This window comes from Stenotrophomonas sp. P5_A8, from assembly GCF_056400545.1.
Genome location: NZ_JBFULB010000082.1, coordinates 1 through 13,807 on the forward strand (window position 1 = coordinate 1; position 13,807 = coordinate 13,807).

Genomic DNA, 13,807 nt, shown 5'->3' on the forward strand with positions numbered 1-13,807 from the left:
ACATTCGCCGGAAAGGGTAGAGGGGCCCGGCGCCCGATCCACCGACAGCCGCTTGAGGCGAAACAAAGGAGGAGAGGGCGGCCGCAGGCCGACGCCGGGGGACATTCGCCGGAAAGGGTAGAGGGGCCCGGCGCCCGATCCACCGACAGCCGCTTGAGGCGAAACAAAGGAGGAGAAGGCGGCCGCAGGCCGACACCGGGGGACATTCGCCGGAAAGGGTAGAGGGGCCCGGCGCCCGACCCACCGACAACCGCTTGTCTTCCGCACCAGCGCCCATGACCTGTGGCCCCCTCCCCCGGCCCTTGCGGCTGCTACGCTTGCCGGGTTTTCCTCTACGGTGCCGCCCGCAATGCCCAGAACGCTGCCCTTGTCCCTGCTGCTGCTCGCCGCCCTAGGCGGTGCTGCCCACGCGGCGCCGACGCCGATCACCATCGAGCAGGCCATGGCCGACCCGGACTGGATCGGTCCGCCGGTCGAAAGCGCCTGGTGGTCCTGGAACAGCCAGCAGGTCGAGTACCAGCTCAAGCGCACCGGCAGCCCCGTGCGCGACACCTTCCGCCAGCCCGTCAACGGCGGCGTGGCCGCCCAGGTCGCCGATGACCAGCGCGGCACCCTCGACGTGGACARCACGGTGTACGACAGCGCGCGCCAGCGTGCGGTGTTCGTACGCAATGGCGATGTGTTCCTGCGCGACCTGCGCAGCGGCGCGCTGACCCAGCTGACCCGCAGCTCGGAGAAGTCCAGCGCGGTCAACTTCGCCCGCGATGGCGGGGTGATCTGGCGCACCGGGCAGAACTGGTTCCACTGGACCGCCGCCGGCGGCGTGCAGCAGGTGGCCAGCCTGAAAGCCGAAAAAAATCCCGACGAGGCGCCCAAGGCCGACGTGTTGCGCGACCAGCAGCTGCGCACCCTGGCCACGCTGCGCAACGACCGCGCCCAGCGCGACGCGCTCAAGGCGCAGGAAGCCAGCTGGCGCCGTGCCGATGGCACCCGCGCGCCGGGCCCGGTGTACCTCGGCGCCGAGGTGGAGATCGTCGACAGCGTGCTGTCCCCGGACACCCGCAGCCTGATCGTAGTCACCAAACCGAAGAGCTTCGATGAAGGCCGCGGCGGCAAGATGCCCAAGTACGTGACCGAATCCGGCTACGAGGAATTCGAAGACACCCGCACCCGCGTGGGCCGCAACGATCCCGAACCGCACACGCTGTGGCTGGTCGATGCGGTGACCGGCACGGTCAAGCCGCTGTCGCTGGACGGCCTGCCGGGTATCGGCACCGATCCGCTCGCCGCACTGCGCAAAGCCGCCGGCAAGGACGCGCTCAAGGGCAACCGTCCGGTCGAAGTGCTGGCCGGCCCCGGCACTCCCGGCATCCGCTGGAGCGCCGATGGCCAGCAAGCCGCGATCATGCTGCGCGCCAACGACAACAAGGACCGCTGGCTCACCAGCGTCAGCCCGGCCAGCGCCAAACTCGAAAACCGCCACCGCTTGACCGACGCGGCCTGGATCAACTGGAGCTTCAACGATTTCGGCTGGTCCAACGACAACCGCACGCTGTGGCTGCTGTCGGAGGAATCGGGCTACTCGCACCTGTACACCCAGCAGGGCACGGCCAAGCCGCAGGCGCTGACCGGCGGCAAGTGGGAAACCTCGATGCCGGTGCCCAGCGCCGACGGCCGCGGTTTCTACTTCCTCTGCAACCAGCAGAGCCCCGGCGACTACGAAGTGTGCGCGGTGGACAATGCCAGCAGGCAGGTGCGCGAACTGACCTCGCTCAACGGCGTGGAAGACTTCTCGCTGTCCCCGGATGGCCAGCAGCTGCTGGTGCGCTACTCCGGCGCCTACCTGCCGACCCAGCTGGCCGTGGTGCCCGCTGCCGGTGGCCAGGCCAAGGTACTCACCGATACCCGCAGCGCCGCCTTCAAGGCCCGCGAGTGGATCCAGCCCAAGCTGGTGCAGGTGCCGTCCAAGCATGGCGCCGGTGTGGTCTGGGCCAAGTACTACGGCCCGGAAAACCCCGAGCCGGGCAAGCAGTACCCGATCGCCATGTTCGTGCACGGCGCCGGCTACCTGCAGAACGTGCACCAGCAGTACCCGGCCTATTTCCGCGAGCAGATGTTCCACAACCTGCTCGTGCAGAAGGGCTACATCGTGCTGGACATGGACTACCGCGGCAGCGCCGGCTACGGCCGCAACTGGCGTACGGCGATCTACCGCAACATGGGCCACCCGGAACTGGAAGACTACAAGGACGGCCTGGACTGGCTGGTGGAGACCAGACAGGGTGCCCGTGACCACGCCGGCATCTACGGTGGCTCCTACGGCGGCTTCATGACCTTCATGGCGCTGTTCCGTTCGCCGGGCACGTTCAAGGCCGGTGCGGCGCTGCGCCCGGTGGTGGACTGGCACCAGTACAACCACGGCTACACCGCCAACATCCTCAACACCCCGGACATCGATCCGGAGGCCTACCGCATCTCCTCGCCGATCGAGTATGCCGAAGGCCTGCAGGACCACCTGCTGATCGCGCACGGGATGATGGATGACAACGTGTTCTTCCAGGATTCGGTCAACCTCACCCAGAAGCTGATCGAACTGCACAAGGACAACTGGTCCATCGCGCCCTACCCGCTGGAGCGCCACGGCTACGTGCGTCCGGATTCCTGGCTGGACCAGTACAAGCGCATCCTCAAGCTGTTCGAAGAAAACCTGAAGTAAGCCCGCGATGACGTCGGTTGCCACTGACGCACCGCACACCGCGGCGACGATCGATATCGTCGCCGCGGTCGTTTTCGATGCCAGCGGCCGCGWGCTGGTCGTGCGCAAACACGGCTCGGACACCTTCATCCAGCCCGGCGGCAAGCCCGAGCCCGGGGAAGCACCGCTGGCCGCGCTGGCGCGTGAGCTGCAGGAGGAACTCGGGGTCATCCTGGACCCTGCCAGCGCGCGCGCACTGGGCCGGTTCGAGGCCTGGGCCGTACACGAAGCCGGGCACCGCGTGCGTGCCCGGGCCTTCTGGGTGACCGTGATCGGCACGCCCCGGCCACAGGCGGAAATCGCCGAACTGGCCTGGGTCCCGTTGCATCCGCCGCATGGGCGGCGCTTGGCAGCGTTGAGTGCAGACCATATCCTGCCGGCGGCCGCGCTCGCGGTGGCGACGACCTGACGGTCGCCGCCGGCCCACCAGGACACCGGATGTCAACGATTCCCCCGCAACTGCCGCACGCCAGGCCAACGCTCGCGCCGGGCGCGCCGCCAAGATTCCTCGCCCCCCTGGCCCAGTCGGTGCTGGTGGTCTGCGCCGCATCGGCGCTGTCCTGGCTCTTGCTGGTGCCCCTCGCCGCGTCGGCCTCCAGCGCCGAGTGGGTCCGCCAGATGGTCCAGGGCCATGACCTGTCGTGGCTGTCGCCCGCGCTGCACTGGCTGGGCGCACACGCCGTGGCGGTGAGCGTGGCCGGGCTGCTGACCTGCCTGGCCGGCGTGGCCGCCTGCTGGGGCATGTTGCGCCGCCAGGGCTGGGCGCTGTGGCTGTTCATCGTGTTGCTGGTCGCCACCGCCGCGTCGAACTTCGCCGCTACCTGGGTGATCGACGATGCCGTCCGCCACCTGCTGGCGTACCTGGCCCCGCACGCCGACGCCAGCGACATGCGCGAGTTGCGCCTGCAGCGGCTGTTCTTCACCGGTACCGCGCTGGGCACCTCGATCGCCTTTGCGGTGCTGCATGTATGGCTGGTGGTGCGCCTGCTGCGCGCCGATGTGCTGGCGTACTTTCGTCGCTGATCCCCTCTTCTCCGCTCCGCCCTCAAGGATGATGTTGTGACCCTTGCTGTATCCACGTTCCGCCGCGCCCTGGCTGCGCGTTGCCTGATGGTGTTCGTCCTGGCGCTGACCAGCCTGCCCGCCGCCGCCGAGTCGATGCAGTGCGGCACGTTCACGGCCGAAGACACCGGCACCACGCTGACGCTGCAAAGCCCGAACCAGGGGTTCCGGCAGATTCCGGAACAGCCGCCCGAACCGTATCTGGTCAGCCGCCTGGGCAACGAACTGAAGCTGGCCGACCTGGACAACGGCGGTGTCTGGTCGCTGACCGTGCAGGAGGGCGGGCGCCTCCTCAGCGATGGCGTCAGCGCGTACCGGCTGCAACGGGCGGCCCGCTGCCAGCCCGCCAGTGTGTTCCCGCCCCCCTCGTGCCGCGCGCAGATCGGCACCTGTCTGCATGACCTCCCGCTGGCCAACAGCGCCACGCTGCGCCAATGGTGCGAGGAGGGCGTGCCCGCAGCGTGCAAGGGCCTGCTCGCCAACTACCAGTCGGAGGCCCGCGACGCGCCCAACGCGGCAACCCCGGCCGAAGACGACCCCGAGCTGGCCGAACCGGCGGTGTGCAAGCCGGACTCGGGCAGCTACGACCAGGCGGCCTGCCTGGAAGCCGCGCGCGAGGTGATGGGCAAGGCGATGGCCAAGGCCCTGCTCGGCGGGCTGGCCGCCGGCGACCCGGCACCGCTGCCGGCCGCACAGCTGGATGAGATCACCGCCCTGTGCAGGGCGCAGACCGCCGGTACGTTCTGCGCCAAGGCGGCCGATGCGCTGTGGGCCGCCGGGCGGCTGCTACCGGCGCGCGATGCCTTGCAGCTGGCCTGCACGCGCGGCCAAGACCCGCGCGCCTGCCAGCGGGCGGCGCCGCTGGCCGGGCTGGATGCCAGGGCGCTCGCCCCGGTGGCGGCCACCGCCCTGCCCTGCGGCAGCTACCTGGCCGACCAGGGACTGATGGATCACCTGGCCTTCGGCGATGGCGGCATGATCGACAGCGGCTTCGGCGGCAAGCTGCGGGCCCGTCTGGTCGATGGCGACATCCGCGTGCGCCATGACCAGGGCGACGACTTCGTGTTCAAGACGCTCGCCAACGGCAACCTGATCGGCATGGACAGCTGGAACCGCTTTGGTTACTACCAGCGCGTCGGCGAGGCGCAGCAGTGCAGCGCACCGGTGGTGTATGTGGAAACCCCGCTGCCGCAGGATTGCCCGGGCATCGGCCGTCCCGGCGCTGCGCAGGCCTGCTGCGCGGCAGGCAAGCTGCAGGGCTGCAACGCCGCCGGCCACCAGTTGGCACTGTCCGATCGCTGGGCGGACGCCGCGCCGTTCTACCTGAAGCTCTGCGCGGCCGGCGTACGCGAAGGCTGCGAGAACCTGGCCAGCGTGTATGAGCACACCGGCGACGAACAGCTGCCATCACAGATCGAAGCGATCTGTGCCAAGGATGGCAAGGGCACGCATGTGGCCTGCGATGTGCACGCCACGCGGAACTGGGCGCTGCTGCAGGTCAGCGCCGGGCTGGAAGCGATTGCCGCGCGGATGGCCGCCGAGGCGGAGGCGGAGGACGACGACAGCCCACCCGATGCGCCGGCCAAGGCGAAGGAACGGCCGGCCAGCAACCGCAAGGGCGGCCGTTGAGTGCACGCAGGCCGTACGCCGGCCTGCGGTAAAGTACGCGCCATGAACGAATTCGAGCGCGTGCGCGCCTATCTGACCGACCTGCAGGACCGCATCTGTGCGGCGATCGAAGCCGCCGACGGCAGCGCCCGGTTCGCCGAAGACGTGTGGCAGCGCGCCGAGGGCGGTGGCGGCCGCACCCGCATCCTGCGCGATGGCGCGGTGTTCGAGCAGGCCGGGATCGGCTTCTCCGATGTGGCCGGCACGCGCCTGCCGCCGTCGGCGTCGGCCAACCGCCCGGAACTGGCGGGCGCGTCGTGGCGCGCCACCGGGGTGTCACTGGTGTTCCACCCGGCCAACCCGTACCTTCCCACCACCCACGCCAACGTGCGTTATTTCCGCGCCGAGCGCGACGGCGTGGAAGTGGCCTCGTGGTTTGGGGGCGGTTTCGACCTCACCCCGTTCTACCCGTTCGATGAAGACGTGCAGCACTGGCATGGGATGGCGCGCGATCTCTGCGCCCCGTTCGGGCCCGAACGCTACGCCGCGCACAAGCGCTGGTGCGACGAATACTTCTTCCTGCGCCACCGCAATGAAACGCGCGGCGTGGGCGGGCTGTTCTTCGATGACCTGCACGGCGATTTCGAGCGCGATTTCGCCTACCTGCGCGCGGTCGGCGATGGCTTCCTGCAGGCCTACCTGCCGCTTGTGGAACGCCGCAAGAACATGCCCTACGGCGAGCGTGAGCGCGAGTTCCAGCTGTACCGCCGCGGCCGCTACGTCGAATTCAACCTGGTCTACGACCGCGGCACGTTGTTCGGCCTGCAGAGTGGCGGGCGCAGCGAGAGCATCCTGATGAGCCTGCCCCCGCGCGTGCGCTGGGAATATGGTTTCCAACCCGAGGCCGGCAGCGATGAAGCGCGCCTGGCCGATTACCTGGTGCCGCGCGACTGGGTGTGAGCGATGCGCCCCTCGCCGGCTGCATCACCGCTTGAAAGCAGCCACCCATGGGGTGGCTCTACCGGATATGGATATCGCATGCGCCCGGTAGTGGCGCCGGCACCGGCTGGATATCGCACACGGCCGGTGGTGGCCCCGCCACGGTAGAGCCACGCCATGCGTGGCTGGGCACTCCCCGGACAGCCTCCACCCATCCGGTGGCGCTACCCCTTCTTCGGCACGATGGTGATGTGGCCGTTGATTTCCAGCACGGCCAGCGCGACGTCGTCGATGGACAGGCAGCCCTGCTGGCGTAGCGCCGCGTCGAGGTCGGCCGGGGTCACCAGCTCGCGCTTGAGCACTGAATCGAGCACCTTGCCATCGCGTGCGATCAGCACCGGCTCGCCTTCGACCAGATTTTCCACGCGTCGGCTGCGCGTGGACAGCCAACCCACGCCGTAATTGATCGAGATGAGCGTGGCGGCCAGCAACAGGCCACCGCCCAGCGAGGTGTCCTTGCCGAGCAGTGCGTTCTGCACTGCGTTGCCGAGCAGCACGATCAGCAGCACATCGAACGGGGTGATCTGGCCCAGCGCGCGCTTGCCCGACAACCGCACCATGCCCAGCACCACCACGTACACCACCACCGCGCGCAGGATGAATTCCCACCACGGCATGGCCAATGCAAACAGATCGCTCATTCCGGTCTCCCCAATCCAGGTCACAGCATGCGGCGCGCATGTGGTCGGCGGCAATACGGGGCGATAGGGGGGGATGGCCGGTGCCGCGCGGGCAGTTTCCAACGCCGCAMATAAAAAGCCCCGCCGACCAGGGGGAGGTCAGCGGGGCCGGGGAACGGGCGCTTGGGGAGTAGCCCCCGTTCCGAGATCTGCTCCAGGGGATGGGAGAGATCCACAACAGGCGTTGCGCCTGTCGAGGTCTATAAAAGCACCTCGAACATTGATAGTTCGTGAAGGGGCCCAATTAATGAAAGGGGTGTAGGGGAAACATTCATCCGAGAGTCAGTTAATCGGCCAGCAATGAACCGATTCAGCTGTTTTCCCGTGATTCCCGTCTCAGTGGGCCTCATCCCAGTTATCACCCACACCGGCGTCCACCACCAGCGGCACCCGCAACTTGGCCGAAGACGACATCAAGTCGATCACCTGGGAACGCAAGGTTTCCAGAAAACTACTTTCGCTTTCGAACACCAGTTCATCGTGCACCTGCATGATCATCCGCGCCTGGTCGCCCTGGCCCTGCAGCCAGTCGTCCACCTTCACCATCGCGCGCTTGATGATGTCCGCTGCGGTGCCCTGCATCGGGGCGTTGATCGCCGCGCGTTCAGCCCCGGCGCGCAGGCCCTGGTTGCGGGCGTGGATGTCGTTCAGGTACAGCCGGCGGCCCTCCAGGGTTTCCACGTAACCCTGGTCGCGGGCCTGCTGGCGCATGCGCTCCATGAAGTCGCGCACGCCGGGATAACGGCTGAAGTACAGCGCCACGTAATCCTGGGCCTGGCCGCGGTCGATGCCCAGGTTGCGGGCCAGCCCGAACGCACTCATGCCGTACATCAGGCCGAAGTTGATCGCCTTGGCGGCACGGCGTTCGTTGGGGGTGACCTCGTCCAGTGCCCGCCCGAAGACCTCGGCGGCGGTGGCGCGGTGCACGTCCACACCCTGTTCGAAGGCGCGTACCAGGCCCGGGTCCTCGGACAGGTGGGCCATGATCCGCAGCTCGATCTGCGAGTAATCGCAGGCCAGGATCTTGCGCCCCGGCGGGGCGACGAAGGCGCGGCGGATGCGGCGCCCGTCCTCGGTGCGGATCGGGATGTTCTGCAGGTTCGGGTCGGAGGAGGACAGCCGGCCGGTGGCGGCACCGGATTGGTGGTAGCTGGTGTGCACCCGGCCGGTGTCCGGATTGACCATCTCCGGCAGCTTGTCGGTATAGGTGCTGCGCAGCTTGGCCAGCCCGCGGTACTCCAGGATCACCCGCGGCAGCTCGTGCTGCTCGGCGATCGCCTCCAGCGCCTCTTCATTGGTGCTGGGCTGGCCCTTGGGGGTCTTCACCAGCGCCGGCAGCTTCAGTTCGTCGAACAGCACGGCCTGCAGCTGCTTGGGCGAATCCAGGTTGAAGGTGTGCCCGGCCAGTTCGGTGGCCTTCTGCTGGGCCGCCAGCATGCGCACGCCCAGATCCTGGCTCTGCCGACGCAGCTCGGCCATGTCGATGTGTACGCCGTTGGCCTCGATCCGGGCCAGCACCGGCACCAGCGGCATCTCGATGTCGCGGTACACCCGCTGCAGCGACGGCGCTTCCAGCAGCTGCGGCTGCAGTGCCCGGTGCAGGCGCAGGGTGATGTCGGCGTCTTCGGCGGCGTAGCGGCCGGCCTCGTCCAGGCCCACCTGCGAGAACGGGATCTGCTTGGCACCCTTGCCGGCCACGTCCTCGAACTTGATCGTGGTGTAGCCCAGGTAGCGCATCGCCAGCGAATCCATGTCGTGGCGGGTGGCGGTGGAGTTGAGCACGAAGCTCTCGAGCATGGTGTCGTCGTGGTAGCCCTGCAGGTTCACGCCATGGCGGCGCAGCACGTGCAGGTCGTACTTGCCGTGCTGGCCGAGCTTCTTCTTGTCCGGGTTTTCCAGCACCGGGCGCAGCGCGGCCAGCACCAGCTCGATCGGCAGCTGCACCGGCGCACCGGGATAGTTGTGGCCCACCGGGATGTACGCGGCATGGCCGGGCTCGACCGCAAGGCTGATGCCGACCAGGTTGGCGCGCATCGCATCGAGCGCGTCGGTTTCGGTATCGAAGGCGATCAGCTCGGCCGCCTCGATGCGCTGCACCCAGGCATCGAGCTGTGCGGTGGTCAGCACCGTTTCGTAGTCACCCGGGGCCGACAGCGCCGGGTCGAGCGGCGCTGCCGCGTCGGCCGGGGCGCTGCGGGCGTAGCCGGCCGCAGTGCCACGCAGGCTCACCGCAGCGTCGCTGGCGGCCACTGCGGCGGCGGCCGGGCCACCCAGCTCCTTGAGCGCCTGGGTGAAGCCGTAGCGCAGGTACAGCTCGCCCAGCGTGGGCACGTCCGGATCGCGCAGGGCCAACGTGCGCGGGCTGGCATCCAACGGCACGCTGGTGCGGATGGTGACCAGCTCGCGGTTGAGCGGCAGGCGCTCCAGCGCGGCGCGCAGGTTTTCGCCGATCTTGCCCTTCATCCCCGGCGCGGCCGCCATCACCCCGTCCAGGTGCTGGTACTCGGCCAGCCACTTGGCGGCGGTCTTGGGACCGCACTTCTCCACGCCCGGCACGTTGTCCACGGCGTCGCCCATCAGCGCCAGCAGGTCGACGATCTGGTCGGCGCGCACGCCGAACTTCTCCATTACCGCCGCGTCCGAATCCATGCGGCTGCCGGTCATGGTGTTGACCAGTTCGATGCCCGGACGCACCAGCTGCGCGAAGTCCTTGTCACCGGTGGAGATGGTCACGTGCAGGCCGTCCTGGTGGCCCTGCAGCGCCAGCGTGCCGATCACATCGTCGGCTTCCACGCCGGGGATGCGCAGGATGCTCAGGCCGAGCGCTTCGACGATGCGGCACATCGGCTCGATCTGCGGGCGCAGCTCGTCGGGCATCGGCGGACGGTTGGCCTTGTAGTCGGCGTACAGGTCATCGCGGAAGGTCTTGCCGGGCGCATCGACCACGAACGCCACGTATTCCGGGCGCTCCTTCAGCGTGGCGCGCAGCATGTTGACCACGCCGAACAGCGCGCCGGTAGGTTCACCGTGGGCGTTGGTCAGCGGGGGAAGCGCGTGGAACGCGCGATACAGGTAACTGGACCCGTCAATCAGGACTAATCGGCTCATGTGACGATTCTACCCGCCCGGTCGCACGCGGTCCCTGCGCGGGCATCACGACCCATGGGGCATAATCCAGACCTCCCCGTACAAGGATCCTCGGCCCATGAAGACTCTGATGCTGGCTGGCCTGCTGTTGCTGGCCGGGTGCGCCACCACCGGCCGCGCGGGTTCGCCCCCGGTCGATGTCAGCGGTGCCGATGTCTCCAAGCGCACCCTGGACAACGGTGACACCGTCGAGGAATACCGCGTCGGCGGCCAGTTGCGCATGGTCAAGGTGAGCCCGTCGCGTGGCGCGGCGTACTACATGTACGACCGCAACGGCGATGGCCGCATGGACAGCGACAAGGACGGCGTCTCGCCGGTGTACTGGAAGCTCTACAGCTGGTGATGGCATACGCCGCGCTGCGGCCGCGCCCGGTGCTGGTACACCGCTTGCAGGCGCAGAAGTCTCTCCCGCCGTTTCGTTTTCCCGCATGAATACGCCCGAACGCCGCCAGTCGCCCGATCCAGTCCAGTTGCGCGCCGGCCTCACCGCCGAGCAACGCAAGGCCGTGGAAACGCTGGAGCATTTCGGCTGGCAGCTGCGGTTCGTGCGCCGCCCGCTGTTCCGCGACCCGATCCCGGTGCTGTTCGACCGCGCGGGCGAGCGCTACGTGGTGCTGCAGCCGGACGGCAGCCTGGACGAATCGCAGACGTTGCAGCTGCGCGATTGATCCAGACGCACCGCACCCGAGCCAGGTAGTGCCGGCCGCTGGCCGGCTCCTCGGTAAAACGTGACSTCGCCAGATACTGCCGGCCGCTGGCCGGCTCCTCGGGAAATCTGACGTCACCGGAAGCCGGCCAACGGCCGGCACTACCCGGTCGGTCCCTCAGCGGATTACCAGCACCGGCACGGTGCTGCGCGCGAGCACTTCGGCGGTCTGGCTGCCGAGCAGCACGCGGGTGACGCCGCGGCGGCCGTGCGAGGTCATCACGATCAGGTCGCTGCTGCGTTCGGTGGCGGTGTCGATGATGCCATCGGCGGCGTAGCGGTCCAGCACGTGAACGACGTTGACGCGCAGGCCCTGTGCTTCGGCGGTGGCCTTGGCCGGGTCCAGCACCTTCTGCGCGGCCTCATCGCGGTCGGCCTTGTACTCGGGGCTGTTCATGTACCCCACGCTCCAGCCCATCGCGTCGTACATGCCCACCGCCCACGGCTCGGAAACGGTCACGATATCGACCTCGGCATTGAGGTCGCGGGCCAGCTCCAGGCCTTTGAGCAGCCCCTTTTCGGCCAGCTCCGACCCGTCGGTGGCAATCAGGATTCGCTTGTACATGGCAGGGMTCCGTCCACGGTGACAATGGGGTGGACACCATTGCACACCCGGTGTGGAGGCTGCGCCTTGCGCCAGATCAATCGCGCCGGGGCACGACCCGCGCCGGATTGCCGACTACGGTGGCACCGGCCGGCACGTCGCGGGTGACCACGCTGCCGGCACCGACCACCGCATCGTCGCCGATGCTCACCCCGGGCAGCACGATCGCGCCACCGCCGATCCAGACGTTGCGGCCGATCCGCACCGGCCTGGCCAACTCCAGCCCGTCGGCACGTGCGTGCGGATCGCGTGGGTGGTCGGCGGCATAGATCTGCACCGCCGGCCCGATCTGGGTGCCGGCGCCGATACTGACCTCGGCCACGTCCAGGATCACGCAGTTGTAGTTGAGGAACACGCCCTCGCCGAGCTGGATGTGGCTGCCGTAGTCGCAATGGAAGGGCGGGCGAATCACCGCGCCCTCGCCCACCGCACCCAACCGCTCCCGCAGCAGCGTGCGGCGCACCGCCGGCGATTCGGCCAGGGCGGCGTTGTAGCGGACCATCCAGTGTTTGGCGGCGGCCATCTCGGCCTGCAGTTCAGGGTCGCCCGGCCGGTAGGGTTGGCCGGACAGCATCTTTTCCTTTTCGCTCAGCGCCATGGTCGATTCCTGGTGTGGCTGCTGATGATGCCGCGCCGGCCCTGTTCCGGGTAGACGCGGCGGTGCGGCTGTCAGCGCGGGCTCATGCGCCGGCCGGGCAGGCGCGTGGCGGCAATCGCCGTCAGCCCCAGCACGCCGGCAGTGGTCCAGAAGGGCCACGATGCCAGCAACGCACACAGGCCGCTGGGGCGCGCTTCGCACCGCAGTCGCACCAGGTCCAGGCCGCCCCCCGTCTGCAGGCAGGTGTAGGCGTGTTCGAACAGGGCCAGCACCGGCGCCGCCCAGCCCGCCGACAGCGTCAGCGCGACCAGAACAGCCAGCAGGTACGGAATTCCCTTGTTCATTTGCGCGCTCCCAGCGGACAGCGCCAGACTCTGGGCGCGGTGCGTGTGCGCCACAAGCGGCAGGCGACGAATCCGGTGAAATCCGGGATGAGTGCCGGACCCGGGCGGATGAGTCGCGGTCGATGAAGGCCGCACGGACCCGCCGTGCGCGCGCCCTGGCACTTCCCGCCGCGCAGCGGCAGGCGCTGGCGCTGGGTGCACTGAAAAGCTGGAGCAGCCACATCTTCCTGGCCAGCCTGTTCTGGCGCCTGTGGCTGCTGCCGTGCGGCGGGCGGGTGTGGCGCACGCGCGCCATCCCGCGCGTGCCCGGCGCGCTGCTGATGGTCGGCGGCGCGGGCGCTGTGCTCAGCGTGTTCGGCGAGCTGCTGATCCGCGGCTATGCAACCACGCTGCTGTCCGACTACGCCACCCTGCCGGCCTCGCTGGGCGAGATCGGCAGCGGTCTGTGGCTAGTGCTGTTCGGCCTGGACTGGGAGCAGGTGCGTGGGGCGGCGCGAGCGGTCGATACGGAGTGAGGGTTGGGGTGCTTCGAACGGCAGCCGACCAACGGTCGGCTCTACGTGGATCCGGCACACCGTAGAGCCGACCGTTGGTCGGCTACCCGCAAACCCGGCATGGCTTGACGGGGATCAGGCGATCTTCACCACGCGCGCGCCCTGGCACAGCGGATAGGTCGCGACCAGTTCGGCGATGCGCTCGCGCAGCGTCTCGAACGACACGCCGTAGAGGTACAGCGCGGTTTCGGTCGGTCCCTGCCACCAGCTGCAGATCTCGCCCACGCCTTCGATGCGCTCGACGATCTGCTCGAACACATAGTTCGAATCGCACTGCGCGTACACCTCGTCCGGCAGGTCGGTGCCGTTCAAGTACAGGGCCAGGCCTTCGGTGACGCCGAACGCCTGATCCGGCTCACCGGCACGTTGGATCAGCGAGCCCTTCGGCGCGCCCAGCTGTTCCAGCAGTTCGATCACCGCCGGCAGCGAAGCCGGATCGTTGAGCGCGATCTCGATATCCCCGTACTCCACTTCACCCTCATCGGACAATGCCGTGCCGCCGCCGGTGAGCTGGCCCAGGCCTGCATTTTCCAGCAGCGCGTCGAGCGGATCCTCGAACAGCTCGTGGCGATGCTCGGGCTGGAGCTTTGCGTTCAACTTGACGGTGATGTGCATCGGCGAATCGGTCATGAGGCGGCCTGGGCTGGAGGAAAGGCCAACCATTGTAGAGCCGAGCCATGCCCGGCTACGTAACAGGCAGCGCCGGTTGGACGGGGCGATGGCACCGCGCAGAGCAGAGCAGAGCAGCCG

14 protein-coding genes are annotated in these 13,807 nt (G+C 68.5%); 8 read left to right on the forward strand and 6 right to left on the reverse strand.

Going from position 1 to position 13,807, the window contains the following annotated elements; genetic code table 11:
• Positions 1 to 349 precede the first annotated feature (349 nt).
• Genes AC1DQP_RS08175 through hemF form a run of 5 tightly spaced genes read left to right on the forward strand, consistent with a single transcriptional unit; the run spans position 350 to position 6,385 of the window.
• Positions 350 to 2,716, forward strand: coding sequence for a S9 family peptidase (locus AC1DQP_RS08175; RefSeq protein ID WP_478051397.1), 2,367 nt, complete (start codon positions 350 to 352; stop codon positions 2,714 to 2,716).
• Between the two features lie 7 nt (positions 2,717 to 2,723).
• Complete coding sequence (locus AC1DQP_RS08180) at positions 2,724 to 3,164, forward strand: NUDIX hydrolase (RefSeq protein WP_478051398.1); 441 nt, start codon at positions 2,724 to 2,726, stop codon at positions 3,162 to 3,164.
• 29 nt (positions 3,165 to 3,193) lie between these two features.
• Positions 3,194 to 3,778 carry a hypothetical protein gene (locus AC1DQP_RS08185; protein WP_256777365.1) on the forward strand — a complete coding sequence of 195 codons (585 nt, stop codon included), beginning with the start codon at positions 3,194 to 3,196 and terminating at the stop codon, positions 3,776 to 3,778.
• A gap of 36 nt (positions 3,779 to 3,814) precedes the next feature.
• Positions 3,815 to 5,446, forward strand: a complete 1,632-nt coding sequence (locus tag AC1DQP_RS08190; protein WP_457318471.1) for a hypothetical protein — start codon at positions 3,815 to 3,817, stop codon at positions 5,444 to 5,446.
• 42 nt (positions 5,447 to 5,488) lie between these two features.
• Positions 5,489 to 6,385, forward strand: coding sequence for an oxygen-dependent coproporphyrinogen oxidase (gene hemF, locus AC1DQP_RS08195; RefSeq protein WP_256777367.1), 897 nt, complete (start codon positions 5,489 to 5,491; stop codon positions 6,383 to 6,385).
• Between the two features lie 203 nt (positions 6,386 to 6,588).
• On the opposite strand, the gene AC1DQP_RS08200 is transcribed toward hemF, so the two are convergent.
• Positions 6,589 to 7,065 carry a DUF421 domain-containing protein gene (locus tag AC1DQP_RS08200; protein WP_256777368.1) on the reverse strand — a complete coding sequence of 159 codons (477 nt, stop codon included), beginning with the start codon at positions 7,063 to 7,065 and terminating at the stop codon, positions 6,589 to 6,591.
• A 375-nt stretch (positions 7,066 to 7,440) separates the two neighbouring features.
• Positions 7,441 to 10,212 (reverse strand): DNA polymerase I, encoded by a 2,772-nt coding sequence (polA, locus tag AC1DQP_RS08205; protein WP_457318473.1) that lies wholly within the window; start codon positions 10,210 to 10,212, stop codon positions 7,441 to 7,443.
• A gap of 97 nt (positions 10,213 to 10,309) precedes the next feature.
• Here polA and AC1DQP_RS08210 point away from each other — a divergent pair, with 97 nt between their 5' ends.
• Both AC1DQP_RS08210 and AC1DQP_RS08215 read left to right on the forward strand, forming a co-directional pair.
• Positions 10,310 to 10,594 (forward strand): DUF2782 domain-containing protein, encoded by a 285-nt coding sequence (locus AC1DQP_RS08210; protein WP_457318474.1) that lies wholly within the window; start codon positions 10,310 to 10,312, stop codon positions 10,592 to 10,594.
• A gap of 85 nt (positions 10,595 to 10,679) precedes the next feature.
• Entirely contained in the window at positions 10,680 to 10,919 is a 240-nt protein-coding gene (locus AC1DQP_RS08215) for a hypothetical protein (protein WP_256777548.1), read from the forward strand.
• Between the two features lie 156 nt (positions 10,920 to 11,075).
• On the opposite strand, the gene AC1DQP_RS08220 is transcribed toward AC1DQP_RS08215, so the two are convergent.
• The 3 genes from AC1DQP_RS08220 to AC1DQP_RS08230 all read right to left on the reverse strand — a co-directional run bounded on the left by AC1DQP_RS08220 (position 11,076) and on the right by AC1DQP_RS08230 (position 12,503).
• Complete coding sequence (locus tag AC1DQP_RS08220) at positions 11,076 to 11,522, reverse strand: universal stress protein (protein WP_256777546.1); 447 nt, start codon at positions 11,520 to 11,522, stop codon at positions 11,076 to 11,078.
• 76 nt (positions 11,523 to 11,598) lie between these two features.
• The gene (locus AC1DQP_RS08225) at positions 11,599 to 12,159 is read right to left on the reverse strand and encodes a sugar O-acetyltransferase (RefSeq protein WP_256777545.1); all 561 of its coding nucleotides are present in this window, start codon (positions 12,157 to 12,159) and stop codon (positions 11,599 to 11,601) included.
• Positions 12,160 to 12,230: 71 nt separating this feature from the next.
• Positions 12,231 to 12,503, reverse strand: a complete 273-nt coding sequence (locus AC1DQP_RS08230) for a hypothetical protein (RefSeq protein ID WP_457318192.1) — start codon at positions 12,501 to 12,503, stop codon at positions 12,231 to 12,233.
• Between the two features lie 122 nt (positions 12,504 to 12,625).
• Between AC1DQP_RS08230 and AC1DQP_RS08235 the strand changes: the two genes are divergently transcribed.
• Positions 12,626 to 13,018, forward strand: a complete 393-nt coding sequence (locus AC1DQP_RS08235) for a DUF4386 family protein (protein WP_457318191.1) — start codon at positions 12,626 to 12,628, stop codon at positions 13,016 to 13,018.
• A 114-nt stretch (positions 13,019 to 13,132) separates the two neighbouring features.
• Here AC1DQP_RS08235 and AC1DQP_RS08240 read toward each other — a convergent pair whose 3' ends face one another.
• Positions 13,133 to 13,687, reverse strand: coding sequence for a hypothetical protein (locus AC1DQP_RS08240; RefSeq protein WP_256777542.1), 555 nt, complete (start codon positions 13,685 to 13,687; stop codon positions 13,133 to 13,135).
• Between the last annotated feature and the right edge of the window lie 120 nt (positions 13,688 to 13,807).